Source organism: Mucilaginibacter defluvii, assembly GCF_039543225.1.
GTDB lineage: Bacteria > Bacteroidota > Bacteroidia > Sphingobacteriales > Sphingobacteriaceae > Mucilaginibacter > Mucilaginibacter defluvii.
The window spans coordinates 433,498-447,622 of the sequence record NZ_BAABJI010000002.1; the positions used below are offsets into that span (position 1 = coordinate 433,498).

Genomic DNA, 14,125 nt, shown 5'->3' on the forward strand with positions numbered 1-14,125 from the left:
TGTCCTGTGCAGCATTGTTGTACAGGACTTTTTTTATCGGTCAACTTCGCCCAAAACAAAGTCGATAGAGCCGATAATGGCTATCAGATCGGCAATCATTACATCTTTTGCAATTTCAGGCAATACTGAGAGATTATTGAAACTCGGCCCACGTGATTTAGCACGGAAAGGAATTTCCGATTTGCCATCGGCAATAAAATAAAAACCGAGTTCGCCTTTTGAGCCTTCACCTCGTATGTAGTAATCCTGCGCTTTTGGAGTGATCTTGCGTGGAAGCTTTGCACGCGGATCAAAATCCGGCGTGCGTTTTAGTTCTTTTTGTAAACGGTCAAGGCACTGCTCAACAATTTTTACTGATTCTGCAATTTCATCAACCCGCACTTTGTACCTGTCCCAGCAATCGCCAAGGGTACCCATTTCACCTTTGCCTACCGGTACATCAAAATCAAGTTCGGGGTATGCGGAGTAATTATCTATACGGCGAAGATCCCACTTTAAGCCTGACCCGCGAAGCATTGGCCCGGAGCAACCGTAGTTAATCGCAACATCCATAGGCAATATGCCCACATTTGCCGTGCGGTCAATAAACACCTGATTGTCTGTAAGCAGTTGATTTAGTTCAACCATTTTAGGCTTGAAGTATTCAATAAACTCGCGGCAACGTTCTTCAAAACCTACAGGCAGGTCATAATACAGTCCGCCTATCCATATGTAATTATATAACATGCGCGAGCCGGATACCCATTCCAGCAAACCCATAATATGTTCGCGATCGCGGAAACACCACAGAAAAGGAGTGAAGGCACCAATATCAATGCCATAAGTACCAATAGCTATCAAGTGCGAAGCGATACGGTTAAGCTCGCAAACTAAAACCCTGATATATTCAACACGTTTAGGTATCTCTTTATCGATACCCAGCATTCGTTCGACGCCCATTACCCAAACATGGCTATTGTTCATAGACGCCAGGTAATCCATACGATCAGTAAAAGGGATAGTTTGCTGGTAGGTAAGGCTTTCAGCATGTTTTTCGAAACAACGGTGCAAGTAGCCTAAATGCGGAATAACTTCTTTAACTATCTCGCCGTCGGTTATCAGCTCAAGCCTTAAAACGCCGTGTGTTGACGGGTGTTGCGGCCCCATATTCAGCACCATATCCTCAACAGATGCGTTGGCGATCTTTTCGGTGTAGCGCTGAAGAGCTTCTTCGTATTTTGAATTTGTTGTTATCAAGATCGTGTAGATATCAAATTATGATACTCAATTTTCCCCTTTAGGGGTTAGGGGAATTAATCTATCTTTATCCCCTTGTAATATTCTGCTGTCTTATAATCTTTTTGCAGCGGATAACCTTCCCAGTCATCGGGTAAAAGTATTCTCCTTAAGTCAGGATGCCCTTCAAAATAAATACCTAATAAATCATACGCCTCACGCTCGTGCCAGTCGGCGGTTCTGTAAACTGATGATACACTTTTAAAAGCAGGCAATTCATCGCTATTTCTATCGTGCTCAATAGTTATTTTAAGTGTGAGCTGTAAACGATAAGGAATTGATGCCAGATGATACACCACGCCAAAGCGACCGGAATCTACACCATAATCAACGCCGCTCAGGCTCGAAAGAAAATCGAAATAAGTCTTCGGGTTATCGCGCAATTCGCGGCAAACGTCAACAATGCTATCGGGCTGGATTAATAACGCAGGCTGTAAGCCGGTACGTTCTTCACCCACAATAACAGTATCGCCAAATCTGGCAGCTAAAAGATGCTTTATTTCATCAAAGGTCATGGCGCCAGGCGTACTTTTTTCCAGGTTTTCTTGTCAACCTTTTTATAAATTATACGGTCGTGCAAACGGCTCGGTCTGCCTTGCCAAAATTCAATCATGGTTGGTTTTAAAACATACCCGCCCCAGTGCGATGGTTTTGGAACATCCTTGCTTTCGTATTCAGCTTCCAACTGCTGCATTTTACTTTCCAACACGTTACGATCTGTTATTTCCTGACTTTGAGGAGAAACCACAGCACCTATCTGGCTTGATTTAGGGCGGGAGTGGAAATACTTTTCAGACTCGTCCTTACCCAATTTTTCAATGGTACCCTCTATACGGATTTGGCGCTCTAACGGTCCCCAAAAAAACACCAGCGAACCTAACGGATTTTTAGCCAGCTCGCGGCCTTTGCGGCTCAGGTAATTAGTGTAAAATTTAAAACCATCACTGTTATAACCTTTCAATAAAACAATACGTGCCGATGGCCGTCCGTCATGCGTGGCGGTAGCCAGGGTCATGGCGTTGGGCTCGTACATTTCGGCGGCAAGGGCTTCGTTAAACCACTTGTCAAATTGCTTTAGGGGGTCGGCATTGGTGCTTTCTTCGGTTAAAGTAGCAGCACTGTATTCCTTCCGTAAATTTTGTATCCTATCGTTATCCATCAACGCAAACTTACAAATTAATTATACCGTACATACTGTTATAATGTAATTTAGTGTACGAACATTAATTTATAAATATTGTTAAATGATGAAGTAAATGTAAACCTTATGCTTAATTCTATATCAGCGGCGGCGGGGCGGTTATTAGTATCTGAACCCTTTATGATGGATCCGAACTTTAAGAGATCGGTAATATTGCTTACCGAATACTCGGAAGAAGGGGCGATGGGGTTTGTGCTGAACCACCAAACCGAAATGATGCTGGGCGATATTTTGCCCGATGTATCTTATTCAGAATTACCTGTTTATGAAGGTGGCCCGGTGGCTAAAAATACCTTGCATTTTATACACCGCTGCCCGGAGAAAATTTCGGGAGGAATTGAGATATGGGATAATATTTATTGGGGCGGAAACTTTGATGAAGTAAAAGAGCTGATAAACACTTACCAGCTCGATGAAAATGAGATAAAGTTTTTCGCGGGCTATTCCGGCTGGACGCAGGGCCAACTTGATGCCGAACTGATGGAAGATACCTGGATTGTGGCCAATAGCTTTAATGCTGATCTGGTTTTTGCCAATAGCGAGCACAACTTATGGCGCGAAGTGGTGATAAGCCTTGGCAGCCGATATGCCCACATCGCTAACTTTCCGGAAAATCCATCGTTGAATTGAATTTTAAGTCAGAAAGACAGTAAATCTGAAAGTAACTTCAAAGCAGGAAGTTTTTAATATAAAAGATTATCCCTTAACCTTTCGGGCTTCCTGACTTACGGTCATTCGGAATATTAACCCTCCATTTCCCGTGCGGATTCTTCTACCTTTTTAGCGAGCTCCTGTTTGTAAGCGATCAGGTTGTTAGTAACTGTTTCATTGGCTGTCGCGATAATTTGTGCGGCCAATAAGCCGGCGTTTTTTGCGGCGTTTAAGGCAACAGTTGCGACCGGAATGCCGTTTGGCATTTGCAGGATAGATAAGATAGAATCCCAGCCATCAATAGAATTACTCGATTTTACCGGAACGCCAATTACCGGAAGATGCGTTAATGATGCCACCATACCCGGCAAATGCGCAGCACCACCGGCACCGGCTATAATTACTTTAAGGCCACGACCGGCTGCTTCCTTAGCGTAATTGAACATACGGTCAGGTGTGCGGTGAGCCGATACCACGGTGATCTCATAAGCAACACCTAATTCTTTAAGCACATCGGCAGCATCCTGCATTACGCCAAGATCTGATTTGCTGCCCATTATTATTCCTATTTGGGGATTATTTTGGTTCATAGTTAATAGTTCATGGTTAATAGTATCAAATAGAATTCCTTAATGCAGTGATCATTTTAACAAGAGCCTCATAGTCATGATACAATTTCTCAAAATTTTCTTCTAAAATATAATTTCTGCGTTTTGCTATAAAAAGGCAACTAACCACTTCAATTGCTGAGCGTAAAGAATAGCCTAAAAATACTTTAAATACAGCCTTAGTTTGTCCTGTTGAGCCTTCTGCAATATTAAGTACAACAGAATCTGCCGCCCTTTTAATTTGCGATGTTAATATAAAGAGCTCCTCTTTAGGGAAGTTTTTTGTAAGTCGATCAATCTCATCATCAAGGTCCATAGCTCTTTGCCAAACCTGTAAATCTTCAAATCTAAATGCCACAAAAAGATTTTTTACTATGAACTATGAACTATGAACTAAAAATCTCAACTAACTACCTTCAATGTCTTCTGCACAAATCTTGCCTTTTCTATAGCTTGTTCTCTGTCGGCATCAACAATGGTAACGTGGCCCATCTTACGGAAGGGCTTTGTTAAGGCCTTACCGTATAAGTGAACATATACACCGGCGCATTTCAATACCTTTTCAATTCCCTGGTAAACGGCCGGGCCTTCGTGGCCAGGTTCGCCCAATACGTTGATCATGATAGCATTGTTAAGGCAGGCAGTGTCGCCAAGCGGCTGGTTGAATATGGCACGCAAATGTTGTTCAAATTGCGATACGGTGTTGCCTTCAATAGTCTGGTGCCCACTATTATGCGGGCGCGGAGCCAATTCATTAACCAGTATCTTTCCGCTTTTATCTAAAAACATTTCTACTGCTAATAAACCAACTATCTTTAAATCATCGGCAATCTTTTTAGCTATCTGCTCGGCTTCCTGCTGAACTTCAAATGGTAGGGTTGAGGGAGCAATTAAAAACTCAACCAGGTTAGCTTTCGGATTAAATTCCATTTCTACCATCGGGAAGGTTTTAATCTCTCCGCTTTCATTACGGGCAACTATTACGGCTATCTCCTTTTCAAAATCAACCCAACGCTCAACAAGGCTTGGTTCGGTAAAAGCGCCCGCCAAATCATCCTCGCTCACTACCTTATATACACCTTTACCATCATAACCATCCCTGCGTAGTTTTTGTATGTACGGAAATGGGATCACGCTATTCTTTAGTTGTTCGGGCGAGGAGATGATCTGGAACTCCGCTGTGGGTATATCATTCTCTTTAAAAAATTGCTTTTGCAAACCTTTGTCCTGTATCAGCCTGATCACCCGCGATTGCGGGTAAACCAATACGCCTTCACGCTCAAGTTGCTCCAGGGCATCCACATTAACCTTCTCAATTTCGATGGTCAACAGGTCAACCTTTTTGCCAAAGTTGTACACCGTAGCGTAATCGCTAAGTGAACCTACTGTAAACTCTTCGCAAAGTTTGCGGCATGGCGCTTCACGGTCCGGGTCGAGCACCTTTACCGTAACGTTATAGTTTATAGCCTGTTGTATCAGCATACGCCCAAGCTGACCGCCGCCCAATATTCCTAATTTTAAATCGCCGTAAAATGCTTTCATCGTTACCTGCAAAGTAAAGCATTTTAGTTAAGGTGTAAAAGTGCCTGATTAGCTTTAAATGTAGTGTTGTTACATAGTAATTCTTTATGAAAATTATGATAGATAAGTATGCGAATTTTATCTGCTTAAGGCTAAATAATAATACCATCTTAACCGGTTTAGGCGCAAACCTTATACTAATTTGACTGTTGACGCTTCAAACAGCGGTTTTAAAACTCTATATTTGCACCGTTTTTCAAATCAGTTGTTTGAACATTTAAATTGTACTCAATGAAAACAAAAATAGCAGTAGCCAATGGCGACGGTATAGGTCCTGAGATAATGGACGCCGTATTAAAGATTTTTAGCGCGGCCAATGTAGATTTGGAATATGAATTTGTTGAAATGGGCAAATCATATTTTGACGCAGGGCACTCAACCGGCATGACCGAGCAGGCAAAAGCTACTATTGAAAATTTGGGTATATTATTTAAAGGCCCGATGGAAACTCCTAAAGGCAAGGGTGTAAAAAGCATTAACGTTACCGCCCGTAAGGTATGGAACACTTATGCTAACCAACGCGATTTCCGTACGCTTAACGGTGTTGATACCGTATTTTCAAAAGCAGGAATGAACATCAACATCACCATTATCCGCGAGAATATTGAGGATACTTACGGTGGTATTGAGCACATGATCACTAATGATGTTGCGGTTGGCCGCCGTATTATAACCCGCCCGGGTTCGGCACAGGTTATACGCTACGCTTTTGAAATGGCTAAACGCAAAGGTTTGAAAAAACTGGCTTGCGGCCATAAAGCCAACATTATGAAACTTACTGACGGTATATTTTTGGAAACTTTTTATGAGATAGCCAAAGAATATCCGCAGATTGAAGTATCAGACATTATCGTTGATGACCTTTGTATGAAACTGGTTTCTCGTCCGGAATTATTTGAATCCATCGTATTAACCAATTTACAAGGCGATATCGTGTCTGACCTTTGTGCAGGCCTGGTAGGTGGCTTAGGCTTTGCACCGTCTGCAAACATAGGCGATAATATATCAATTTTTGAAGCCGTACATGGTACCGCACCTGATATTGCCGGTAGAGGTATAGCTAACCCAACGGCTTTATTACTTTCAGGTATATCCATGCTGCGTTTCCTGGGTTTAACTGAAAACGCCGCTTCAATTGAAAACTCGTTACTTTACACTTTAGAACAAGGCGTGCATACCGGCGATTTTGGTGACCGCTCAACCCAATCAGTAAATACACAAGGTTTTGCTGATGCCATTATAGCTAACTTAGGCCAGGTGCCAGCCAATGGCAGTGTAGTAGCTCAGCCTAATTTTGAAACACGCAAGCCGGTAACAAGACCAGCGCAAAATAAAGTAACCGATACCAATCCTGATGTTGCTAAAGAAATTCAGGGTGTAGATATTTTTATTGAAACAGCCTTGCAGCCTGCTGAAATTGCAGAGATAGCCAAATCAAAACTGAACGATAAATTCAAGTTGGTAATGATCTCTAACCGTGGTACGCAGGTTTGGCCAACGGGTTCCATATTTACCGAGTTGGTTAACCAATCACGCATCCGTTACGAAAAAACTGATGGTATAACTTTAACCCCGCGTGACGTATTCGCTATCGCCGCTGAATTATCAGATAGCGTGCGGGTATGTTCAACAGAACTGCTTAACATATTTGATGGTAAACCAGGTTACTCGTTAGCACAAGGACAGTAATTTAAATATCATATACTACGATGCCGGCTAATCACCGGCATTTTTTGTTTAAGGAGTATTCCGGATTTTATTACTTTTAAAACCAACATCATTAAGCATGAATACTAATGGTGAGTATAAAAAAATCAACAATATGAAATTCGCAACCAAAGCAATACACGCAGGGCAGGAGCCCGATCCAACCACCGGTGCCATCATGACGCCGATATATCAAACTTCAACGTACTGGCAGGCTTCGCCGGGAGACAATAAAGGCTTTGAGTATTCACGCGGCACAAACCCTACCCGCAAGGCGTTGGAAGATTGTTTAGCAGCGCTGGAGAACGCTAAATACGGCCTTGCATTTTCAAGTGGCATGGGTGCGACAGATGCTGTGATGAAGTTATTGCAGCCAGGCGATGAGGTGATTACTGGCGATGACCTGTATGGTGGCTCATACCGTATCTTTACTAAGATATTCGCTAATTACGGCATAAAATTTCATTTTATCAGCTTTGCCGATCCGGAAAACATACGTAAGTATATTAATGATAACACCAAGCTCATCTGGGTGGAAACACCAACTAACCCCACCATGCAGATTGTGGATATTGAAGCAGTTAGCAAAATAGCCAAAGAAAAAAGCGTTAAGCTGGTGGTTGATAATACCTTCGCTTCGCCATACCTGCAAAACCCTATTGACCTGGGTGCTGATATTGTGATGCATTCAGTAACAAAATACATAGGGGGCCACTCGGATGTGGTAATGGGCGCGCTGATGCTGAATGATGAGGATTTGTACAAAAGGCTATGGTTTATATACAACGCCTGTGGTGCCACACCTGGACCGATGGATAGCTTTTTAGTATTGCGTGGTATAAAAACTTTACACCTGCGTATGAAAGCTCATTGCGAAAACGGCCGTAAAGTAGCTGAGTACTTAAAAGATCATCCGAAGGTTGGTAAAATATACTGGCCTGGCTTTGAGGATGCACCCGGCCACGAAGTAGCCAAAAAGCAGATGCGCGATTTTGGCGGCATGATCTCCATCACCCTTAAAGATGCTACGTTAGATGATACCTTTAAAATCGCATCCTCATTCAAGGTATTCTCTTTGGCCGAATCATTGGGCGGTGTAGAATCATTGATTAATCACCCGGCTACCATGACGCATGGCTCCATACCAAAAGACATACGCGAAAAAGTAGGCGTGGTTGACAGCCTGTTGCGCCTGAGCGTAGGGGTGGAAGATATTGATGATTTACTGGATGATTTAAAACAAGCACTAAACCCCTAACCCCTAAAGGGGAACCCTGATTTATGCTCATAAGCAAGTTTCAAGAACTCCCCCTTCAGGGGGAAGGGGGGCTCAAAGTTTTCCTCGACGCTAAAGTTGCACAATACAACCGTCCTGAATTTATAACACCTGACCCGGTAAGCATACCACATATGTTTACTACAAAGCAGGATATTGAGATCATGGGATTTTGGGCGGCTACGTTGGCCTGGGGGCAAAGGGGAACCATCATTAAAAAATGTAAGGAGTTGATCAGCCTGATGGATGGCGCGCCCTATGATTTCATTATAAACCATGAGGAACCCGACCTGAAAAAACTGCTCAACTTTAAGCACCGCACATTTAATGACATTGATACGCTGTATTTTATAGCTTTCTTCAGGCAGCATTATGAGCGGTTTGATTCATTAGAAGATGCTTTTATGCCCTCGGGTTCGGTTGATTGGAATGCGGAGATGGCTTTAAATTATTTCAGGTCATACTTTTTTTCGCTGCCTGATTATCCGCATCGTACAAAGAAACATGTATCGTCGCCCTCACAAAAATCAACCTGTAAGCGGTTGAATATGTTTTTGCGTTGGATGGTAAGGAAGGATAGCTGTGGGGTTGACTTTGGCATCTGGAATCGCATAAAGCCTGCTGATTTGATTTGTCCCTGCGACTTGCACGTGAATAGGGTAGCCCGCAAATTGTTGTTGATAACCAGAAAGCAAACGGATTGGCAAACCGCCGTTGAACTCACCAATAAATTAAAGGAATTTGATGCCGATGATCCCGTTAAGTACGATTTCGCGCTGTTTGGTTTAGGTATCGAGGAAAAATTTTAACAGACAATTTTGTTAACATGTAAGTACCTGTAGTGCTGAAAGGTAAATCAGTAAAACGGAAATGTGGAGAACTTATTACATCCTCAGTTGCGAAATTTATCCTTAATGCGCATATTTACAACGAAATACCAATCGCAAACCTAATAGAAAGGCACATCATTCAATGTGTCTTTTATTTTGAACATTAGCTAAATCGATCTAAGTATATAAATTCGTAATAAATAAAAAATGCCCGTAATTTTTACGGGCATTTTTTTTCGGTGTGTTCTCTTTGGTGATTATTCCCAGCCTGAACCTTTTTTAGCTGCACCATTTTTAATGTGCTCTTCAGCTTTAGCCTTACCAAGTATGGCGGCAAGTTTATTACCGTCTTTATCTTTACCGGTTGCAATGTAGCGACCAGCTTTTACGTCGATTACCGGATCAATGATTGGAACGTTTTTGGTTTTGGTTTTTACTGAATAGGCGGTGATTGCGCCTTCGCTTTTTGTTGCCATAACTAGATTTTAATTTGTTTCTACTAAGTAAATGTTGATTTTACATTATTTGTTTGAAACAAACATAAACCTTTGCATTAAACAAAAGAATAGCAACAAGCATTTTTTGAACGTTTTTTATGCACAAAATCATGTTTTTAACATTTTTCTCGCGGATGTTTCTGTAAAAGCAAGTAACAAAAAAGCGATACAGTGATTTACTGTACCGCTTTTCCATATAGCGCATAGATTGCGCTGCTCATATTATATTATTTCTGAGGTGACATACCGCCGCCGGTTGTACCAGTTCCCATACCTGTCCCGCTACCTGTTGGTGAAGTGGTTGGGCTTGTAGTCGGCGTAGTCGGACTAGTTGTTGGCGCCGTTGGACTCGTAGTCGGTGGCGTAGTCGGACTAGTAGTTGTTGGTGGTACCGTCGGGCTCGCTGGACTAGTTGGCGCCGGTGTTGTGTTAGGCGTTGTTGTAGGCGCCGTTGGATTAGCCGGATTTACCGGGTTGGTATTCGGGCTTGTCGGGCTCGGATTAGCCGGGTTTACTGGTGTTGTACCAGGCGTGGTTGAGCCTGGCCTAACCTGTTTAGTGGTACCTTTCTTAGTTGCAGGAACAGTGTCTTGCTGCATGCCATCAATTTGATGATAGGCTATAGGTGTACGGTTAGTATTGTTATTCTGATCTGTGGTAACTTTTGCATAGCCAAACGCACATGTTGCGCTTACTGCCAATGCTATTAAACTTACTCGTTTCATAATTTTTTTCTTTTAAGTTATTTGTATTAACCTATGCTATAACTATGCCAAAAATGCCTGGTCATGAAAATTAAATCAGTTATTTGAACTCAACAATTAGCATGCTGGATTGTATCAAAGTACATAATCACTATTACCATGAAATTTAAATATCTTCCAATTTTAGCAATTACAGCGGCCTTCGCAGCCTGCAACTCAAACCCAAACACAAAAACTGCTGATAGTATAGCGGCAGATAGCGCGAACAATGATACCACAGCGCAAGCGGCTGCGCCCGGCCATATATGTTTTTTAAATACTGAAGGAACCCAAAAGCAGGATAGTACTAAAGTACATTTGATGATAGACGGCAATAAAGTTACCGGCGATATGCAATGGCTGCCGAAAGAAAAGGATGCGCGCAAGGGCACACTGGAAGGGACTCAGGACGGTAACATCATCAAAGCGGTATGGACATTTATGCAGGAAGGAATGAAGGATACTATGGCGGTAGAATTCAGTTTTCCGGGTGATAAACTTTTACAGAAACCGTTTAAGGTGAATGCTAAAGATGGCCGCCAGGTTACAGATGCCAAGGCAGATTATACAGTAGTATATGATAAGGTTGACTGTAAATAATCCGTCGGCTAAAGGCTTTACACTACAATAACAAAACTGACGGCAACTGTATGTTAATTTGAATACGCATTGCAAAAAGCAATGCATAAACATTTACAAACATGGATTTACAGTTAAAAGGAAAAACTGCTTTGGTTAGCGGTTCTACTCAAGGCATTGGATATGCCATAGCAAAACGACTACTTACAGAAGGGGCCAGGGTTATTATTAATGGCCGCAATCAGCAAAAACTTGATGATGCTGTAGCGAAGTTAAAACAAGAAGTGCCCGGCGCTGATGTAAGCGGCGTAGCTGCGGACTTTGCGAGCGCAAACGATGTGGATGCATTACTTGCAGCTGTTGACGAAGTAGATATACTGGTTAACAACGCGGGTATATTCGAGCCGAAACCATTTGAGCAAATTAGCGATGAGGAATGGCTGCGCTTTTTTGAAGTTAACGTATTAAGCGGTGTCAGGCTGTCAAGGCATTACTTCCCAAAGATGCTTAAAAAGGACTGGGGGCGCGTAATATTTATTTCCAGCGAATCAGGCATAAACGTGGCCGAGGAAATGATACACTACAGCACAACGAAAACCGCCCAGCTAACCATTAGCCGCGGCCTTGCCGAGCTAACTAAGGGAACTAATGTTACCGTAAACGCGGTACTGCCCGGGCCGACACGTTCAGAAGGGGTAAATGAGTTTGTTAGTCAATTAGCCCAAGGCCAAGGAGTTACGCTTGAAGACGCTGAACGCGATTTCTTCAAAACGGCACGCCCAACATCATTGATACAGCGCTTTGCCAGTGTTGATGAAATTGCAAACCTGGTAGCTTACGTGGCAAGCCCGTTATCAGCCGCTACCAACGGCAGCGCTTTACGTGCTGATGGGGGCGTAGCGAAACTTATTATCTAAATAAAACTAAGTATTAAATAAAAACGCCGCTTTAATTAAGCGGCGTTTTTATTTAGCGGTATTTACAGAGGTAAGAAACCTGTGTGTCGGCTTTAACTTTGAAATTTTGATTGGCTTCAATTTCAAACGATTCGCCGTTTGTATATGCCTGCCACGTTGATTCACCACCCGGTAGCAGGGCATGCAACGTGCCTTCAATTACCTTCATGGTTTCGTGCTGTGATGTGCCAAATTCATACTCACCCGGCTCAATAACACCTATAGTTGATTTACCTTCGGCAGAAGTATAGGCAAGCGATTTAACAGCGCCTTCAAAATATTCATTTACGTTTATCATAATTTATCTATATAAATGGGTTTCAATATGTAAATTAAAATAATACGCCGCAACAAGTGTTAAAAATATGGGGCAGTGCGCGCTTTTTTTACTTGAGCTTATCTTTAAAAATTTTCTCGAGTTTATCCATCTTTGGCTTAATAACTATACGGCAATATGGTTGTGAGCCATTCAGCTTATAATAGTTTTGATGATAATCCTCGGCTTTATAAAAGTTTTTCAGTGGTGCAATCTGGGTTACTACCGGCTTGCCAAAGGCATTTTGCGCGTTTAACTCATTTTTATATTTTTCGGCTAATGCTTTTTGGTCAGCGTTGCTGTAAAATATCACCGAACGGTATTGTGTGCCTACGTCAGCACCCTGGCGGTTAAGTGTAGTTGCATCATGCATTTTCCAGAACACTTCCAGCAGGTCTTTATAGCTGATCACGGCCGGATCATAAGTAACTTGAATTACTTCGGCATGGCCGGTTTGGCCGCTGCTCACGTCTTCATAGGTAGGATTAGACACCGTACCGCCCGAATAACCGGACTCCACTTTTTTAACACCCTTTAATTGCTGAAATATTGCCTCGGTACACCAAAAGCAACCCATACCAAATGTAGCTTTTTCGGTTTTAGCTTTCGATTGTGCATTTACATTTATGGCGGCAATCAGTAAGGCGATCACCATTATCCAAATCTTTCTCATCATGATTGTTATTTAAATGATGTACGGAGCTGCGGGCAATATAGTTTATAAACCGTTCAGTTTTACAAATTGCCGACATTACCGTACATTAAGCTGGGCTATTTGCTGTTTATACTTAACAGGCAATAAAAGGTTTTTTGCCAGCGCCGCCAGGTTTACATACTTCAGTTTTTTATAGACGAATAGCACCGGTTTAATCCAAAGCGCGTTATTTAAACCAAGGTGCTGCTTTACTACTGTTGGGACTAATATAGATTGTACGCCCAGCATAATATGATAGCGCAACCAGCCCAAATGTTTTTTATACTGTTTATACAGGTCAATGCTGAATTCGCTTTTTATGAGGTTTTGCTCCAGGTGCTCTTGCCGGGCAATCAACCAATCAGTATGTGATGCTGGTAGCTGCTTAAGGCTCATTTGCATACCCATACGGTAAAACACATCAAAAACTTCCTGTTTTTCCCTGGGAGTGAGCTTGCGTTCCAATAATTCAAACGAGCGGATAGAATAATCTATCAACATAAACAAGACATCGCGGTAAGCCCAATCAGGTATTTGCGAGCCGCGGCTTTTCTCAACGCCCTGGTGTATGGCGGTTATTCTGTTAATAGCCTGAAGCGCTACATCCTCATCAGCAAATATGATCGAACGTGAATAAGCTACTGTTGAAAAGAGACGGTCTAAAGGATCAGCAGGTAACTTACCTGTGTAATATAACCAGTCTACCGCTTTGTTAAGCGAGAATTCTGATGCGGCACCGGCAAATATAAAAAGTACCGTATCTGCATTTCCCCAAATTTGTCGCACTATTGAATCTTTAGCTACGAAAGTTCTCATATAATGCTGGCTTTAAATGTGTTGCCTCTTTGCTTTTCAATGATGATAACGATGATGGCGCCGAGCGTATACGCCAGCATATCCACCCATGAAAAAGCATACCCCATTACAGTTACGGCTAATTTCGAATGTTGCAGGCCGAGCCGCGCGGCTAAGTTCATGTACTGACTAAACTCAACCAGGTAAGCAAAAGTCAGGGATCCAAAGGCAGCACGAACAGGGCTGATATGGAAGAAGGTCTTCACAAAACAATACACCATAATTACAACCAGCAGATCGCCAAAATAGGGGCGGATGATGGAATCGTTAACGTAAAGCGCAATCAGGCACTCAACCAGAAAGAGTGTTATAAAGAGAATGAAATAAAATTTAATGAATTTCATATTTAAAAAGTA

Annotated in this window: 18 protein-coding genes; 6 read left to right on the top strand and 12 right to left on the bottom strand. The window is 42.4% G+C overall.

The genetic code is table 11. The features are described 5' to 3' along the window. Positions 1-33: 33 nt before the first annotated feature. From ABD960_RS08115 to pdxH, 3 genes are all read right to left on the bottom strand, one after another. Complete coding sequence (locus ABD960_RS08115; RefSeq protein ID WP_345332794.1) at positions 34-1,158, bottom strand: NADH-quinone oxidoreductase subunit D; 1,125 nt, start codon at positions 1,156-1,158, stop codon at positions 34-36. A gap of 134 nt (positions 1,159-1,292) precedes the next feature. Beyond that, positions 1,293-1,790, bottom strand: coding sequence for an NADH-quinone oxidoreductase subunit C (locus tag ABD960_RS08120; RefSeq protein ID WP_345330523.1), 498 nt, complete (start codon positions 1,788-1,790; stop codon positions 1,293-1,295). Next, positions 1,787-2,434 carry a pyridoxamine 5'-phosphate oxidase gene (gene pdxH, locus ABD960_RS08125; RefSeq protein ID WP_345330524.1) on the bottom strand — a complete coding sequence of 216 codons (648 nt, stop codon included), beginning with the start codon at positions 2,432-2,434 and terminating at the stop codon, positions 1,787-1,789. The genes ABD960_RS08120 and pdxH overlap by 4 nt, the downstream gene beginning before the upstream one ends. A gap of 108 nt (positions 2,435-2,542) precedes the next feature. Here pdxH and ABD960_RS08130 point away from each other — a divergent pair, with 108 nt between their 5' ends. Next, positions 2,543-3,106: a YqgE/AlgH family protein gene (locus ABD960_RS08130; protein ID WP_345330525.1), complete on the top strand. Its 564-nt coding sequence runs from the start codon at positions 2,543-2,545 to the stop codon at positions 3,104-3,106. Between the two features lie 113 nt (positions 3,107-3,219). On the opposite strand, the gene purE is transcribed toward ABD960_RS08130, so the two are convergent. From purE to ABD960_RS08145, 3 genes are read right to left on the bottom strand one after another with little or no spacing between them, the layout of a single operon-like run. Beyond that, a complete protein-coding gene (gene purE, locus ABD960_RS08135) occupies positions 3,220-3,717 on the bottom strand; it encodes a 5-(carboxyamino)imidazole ribonucleotide mutase (RefSeq protein ID WP_345330526.1) in 498 nt (165 codons plus the stop codon). Between the two features lie 25 nt (positions 3,718-3,742). Beyond that, the gene (locus ABD960_RS08140; RefSeq protein WP_345330527.1) at positions 3,743-4,093 is read right to left on the bottom strand and encodes a four helix bundle protein; all 351 of its coding nucleotides are present in this window, start codon (positions 4,091-4,093) and stop codon (positions 3,743-3,745) included. Positions 4,094-4,137: 44 nt separating this feature from the next. After that, positions 4,138-5,277, bottom strand: a complete 1,140-nt coding sequence (locus ABD960_RS08145; RefSeq protein WP_345330528.1) for a 5-(carboxyamino)imidazole ribonucleotide synthase — start codon at positions 5,275-5,277, stop codon at positions 4,138-4,140. Between the two features lie 270 nt (positions 5,278-5,547). Here ABD960_RS08145 and ABD960_RS08150 point away from each other — a divergent pair, with 270 nt between their 5' ends. From ABD960_RS08150 to ABD960_RS08160, 3 genes are all read left to right on the top strand, one after another. Further along, a complete protein-coding gene (locus ABD960_RS08150) occupies positions 5,548-7,005 on the top strand; it encodes an NADP-dependent isocitrate dehydrogenase (RefSeq protein ID WP_345330529.1) in 1,458 nt (485 codons plus the stop codon). Positions 7,006-7,102: 97 nt separating this feature from the next. Then, positions 7,103-8,281: a cystathionine gamma-synthase gene (locus ABD960_RS08155; RefSeq protein WP_345330530.1), complete on the top strand. Its 1,179-nt coding sequence runs from the start codon at positions 7,103-7,105 to the stop codon at positions 8,279-8,281. A gap of 23 nt (positions 8,282-8,304) precedes the next feature. Then, positions 8,305-9,108, top strand: a complete 804-nt coding sequence (locus ABD960_RS08160) for a TIGR02757 family protein (RefSeq protein ID WP_345330531.1) — start codon at positions 8,305-8,307, stop codon at positions 9,106-9,108. A 278-nt stretch (positions 9,109-9,386) separates the two neighbouring features. On the opposite strand, the gene ABD960_RS08165 is transcribed toward ABD960_RS08160, so the two are convergent. Both ABD960_RS08165 and ABD960_RS08170 read right to left on the bottom strand, forming a co-directional pair. After that, a complete protein-coding gene (locus ABD960_RS08165) occupies positions 9,387-9,605 on the bottom strand; it encodes a hypothetical protein (protein WP_232175565.1) in 219 nt (72 codons plus the stop codon). A 248-nt stretch (positions 9,606-9,853) separates the two neighbouring features. Continuing rightward, positions 9,854-10,351: a hypothetical protein gene (locus ABD960_RS08170; RefSeq protein ID WP_345330532.1), complete on the bottom strand. Its 498-nt coding sequence runs from the start codon at positions 10,349-10,351 to the stop codon at positions 9,854-9,856. Between the two features lie 138 nt (positions 10,352-10,489). Here ABD960_RS08170 and ABD960_RS08175 point away from each other — a divergent pair, with 138 nt between their 5' ends. Both ABD960_RS08175 and ABD960_RS08180 read left to right on the top strand, forming a co-directional pair. Then, positions 10,490-10,969 (top strand): hypothetical protein, encoded by a 480-nt coding sequence (locus tag ABD960_RS08175; protein ID WP_345330533.1) that lies wholly within the window; start codon positions 10,490-10,492, stop codon positions 10,967-10,969. A 101-nt stretch (positions 10,970-11,070) separates the two neighbouring features. Next, the gene (locus ABD960_RS08180; protein WP_345330534.1) at positions 11,071-11,865 is read left to right on the top strand and encodes an SDR family NAD(P)-dependent oxidoreductase; all 795 of its coding nucleotides are present in this window, start codon (positions 11,071-11,073) and stop codon (positions 11,863-11,865) included. A 52-nt stretch (positions 11,866-11,917) separates the two neighbouring features. Here ABD960_RS08180 and ppnP read toward each other — a convergent pair whose 3' ends face one another. From ppnP to ABD960_RS08200, 4 genes are all read right to left on the bottom strand, one after another. Continuing rightward, on the bottom strand, positions 11,918-12,202 hold the full coding sequence (ppnP, locus tag ABD960_RS08185) for a pyrimidine/purine nucleoside phosphorylase (protein WP_345330535.1): 285 nt from the start codon (positions 12,200-12,202) through the stop codon (positions 11,918-11,920). 88 nt (positions 12,203-12,290) lie between these two features. Next, positions 12,291-12,896: a peptide-methionine (S)-S-oxide reductase MsrA gene (gene msrA, locus ABD960_RS08190; RefSeq protein ID WP_345330536.1), complete on the bottom strand. Its 606-nt coding sequence runs from the start codon at positions 12,894-12,896 to the stop codon at positions 12,291-12,293. A 75-nt stretch (positions 12,897-12,971) separates the two neighbouring features. Next, positions 12,972-13,730 carry an oxygenase MpaB family protein gene (locus ABD960_RS08195; protein ID WP_345330537.1) on the bottom strand — a complete coding sequence of 253 codons (759 nt, stop codon included), beginning with the start codon at positions 13,728-13,730 and terminating at the stop codon, positions 12,972-12,974. Then, positions 13,727-14,113 carry a ribosomal maturation YjgA family protein gene (locus tag ABD960_RS08200; protein ID WP_345330539.1) on the bottom strand — a complete coding sequence of 129 codons (387 nt, stop codon included), beginning with the start codon at positions 14,111-14,113 and terminating at the stop codon, positions 13,727-13,729. The genes ABD960_RS08195 and ABD960_RS08200 overlap by 4 nt, the downstream gene beginning before the upstream one ends. Between the last annotated feature and the right edge of the window lie 12 nt (positions 14,114-14,125).

Bases quoted from the DNA above. Each gene is read 5' to 3' on its own strand.
- ABD960_RS08115 (WP_345332794.1), bottom strand. From the start codon at position 1,158: ATGGTGCTGAATATGGGGCCGCAACACCCGTCAACACACGGCGTTTTA.
- ABD960_RS08120 (WP_345330523.1), bottom strand. From the start codon at position 1,790: ATGACCTTTGATGAAATAAAGCATCTTTTAGCTGCCAGATTTGGCGAT.
- pdxH (WP_345330524.1), bottom strand. From the start codon at position 2,434: ATGGATAACGATAGGATACAAAATTTACGGAAGGAATACAGTGCTGCT.
- ABD960_RS08130 (WP_345330525.1), top strand. From the start codon at position 2,543: ATGCTTAATTCTATATCAGCGGCGGCGGGGCGGTTATTAGTATCTGAA.
- purE (WP_345330526.1), bottom strand. From the start codon at position 3,717: ATGAACCAAAATAATCCCCAAATAGGAATAATAATGGGCAGCAAATCA.
- ABD960_RS08145 (WP_345330528.1), bottom strand. From the start codon at position 5,277: ATGAAAGCATTTTACGGCGATTTAAAATTAGGAATATTGGGCGGCGGT.
- ABD960_RS08150 (WP_345330529.1), top strand. From the start codon at position 5,548: ATGAAAACAAAAATAGCAGTAGCCAATGGCGACGGTATAGGTCCTGAG.
- ABD960_RS08155 (WP_345330530.1), top strand. From the start codon at position 7,103: ATGAATACTAATGGTGAGTATAAAAAAATCAACAATATGAAATTCGCA.
- ABD960_RS08160 (WP_345330531.1), top strand. From the start codon at position 8,305: ATGCTCATAAGCAAGTTTCAAGAACTCCCCCTTCAGGGGGAAGGGGGG.
- ABD960_RS08165 (WP_232175565.1), bottom strand. From the start codon at position 9,605: ATGGCAACAAAAAGCGAAGGCGCAATCACCGCCTATTCAGTAAAAACC.
- ABD960_RS08170 (WP_345330532.1), bottom strand. From the start codon at position 10,351: ATGAAACGAGTAAGTTTAATAGCATTGGCAGTAAGCGCAACATGTGCG.
- ABD960_RS08175 (WP_345330533.1), top strand. From the start codon at position 10,490: ATGAAATTTAAATATCTTCCAATTTTAGCAATTACAGCGGCCTTCGCA.
- ABD960_RS08180 (WP_345330534.1), top strand. From the start codon at position 11,071: ATGGATTTACAGTTAAAAGGAAAAACTGCTTTGGTTAGCGGTTCTACT.
- ppnP (WP_345330535.1), bottom strand. From the start codon at position 12,202: ATGATAAACGTAAATGAATATTTTGAAGGCGCTGTTAAATCGCTTGCC.
- msrA (WP_345330536.1), bottom strand. From the start codon at position 12,896: ATGATGAGAAAGATTTGGATAATGGTGATCGCCTTACTGATTGCCGCC.
- ABD960_RS08195 (WP_345330537.1), bottom strand. From the start codon at position 13,730: ATGAGAACTTTCGTAGCTAAAGATTCAATAGTGCGACAAATTTGGGGA.
- ABD960_RS08200 (WP_345330539.1), bottom strand. From the start codon at position 14,113: ATGAAATTCATTAAATTTTATTTCATTCTCTTTATAACACTCTTTCTG.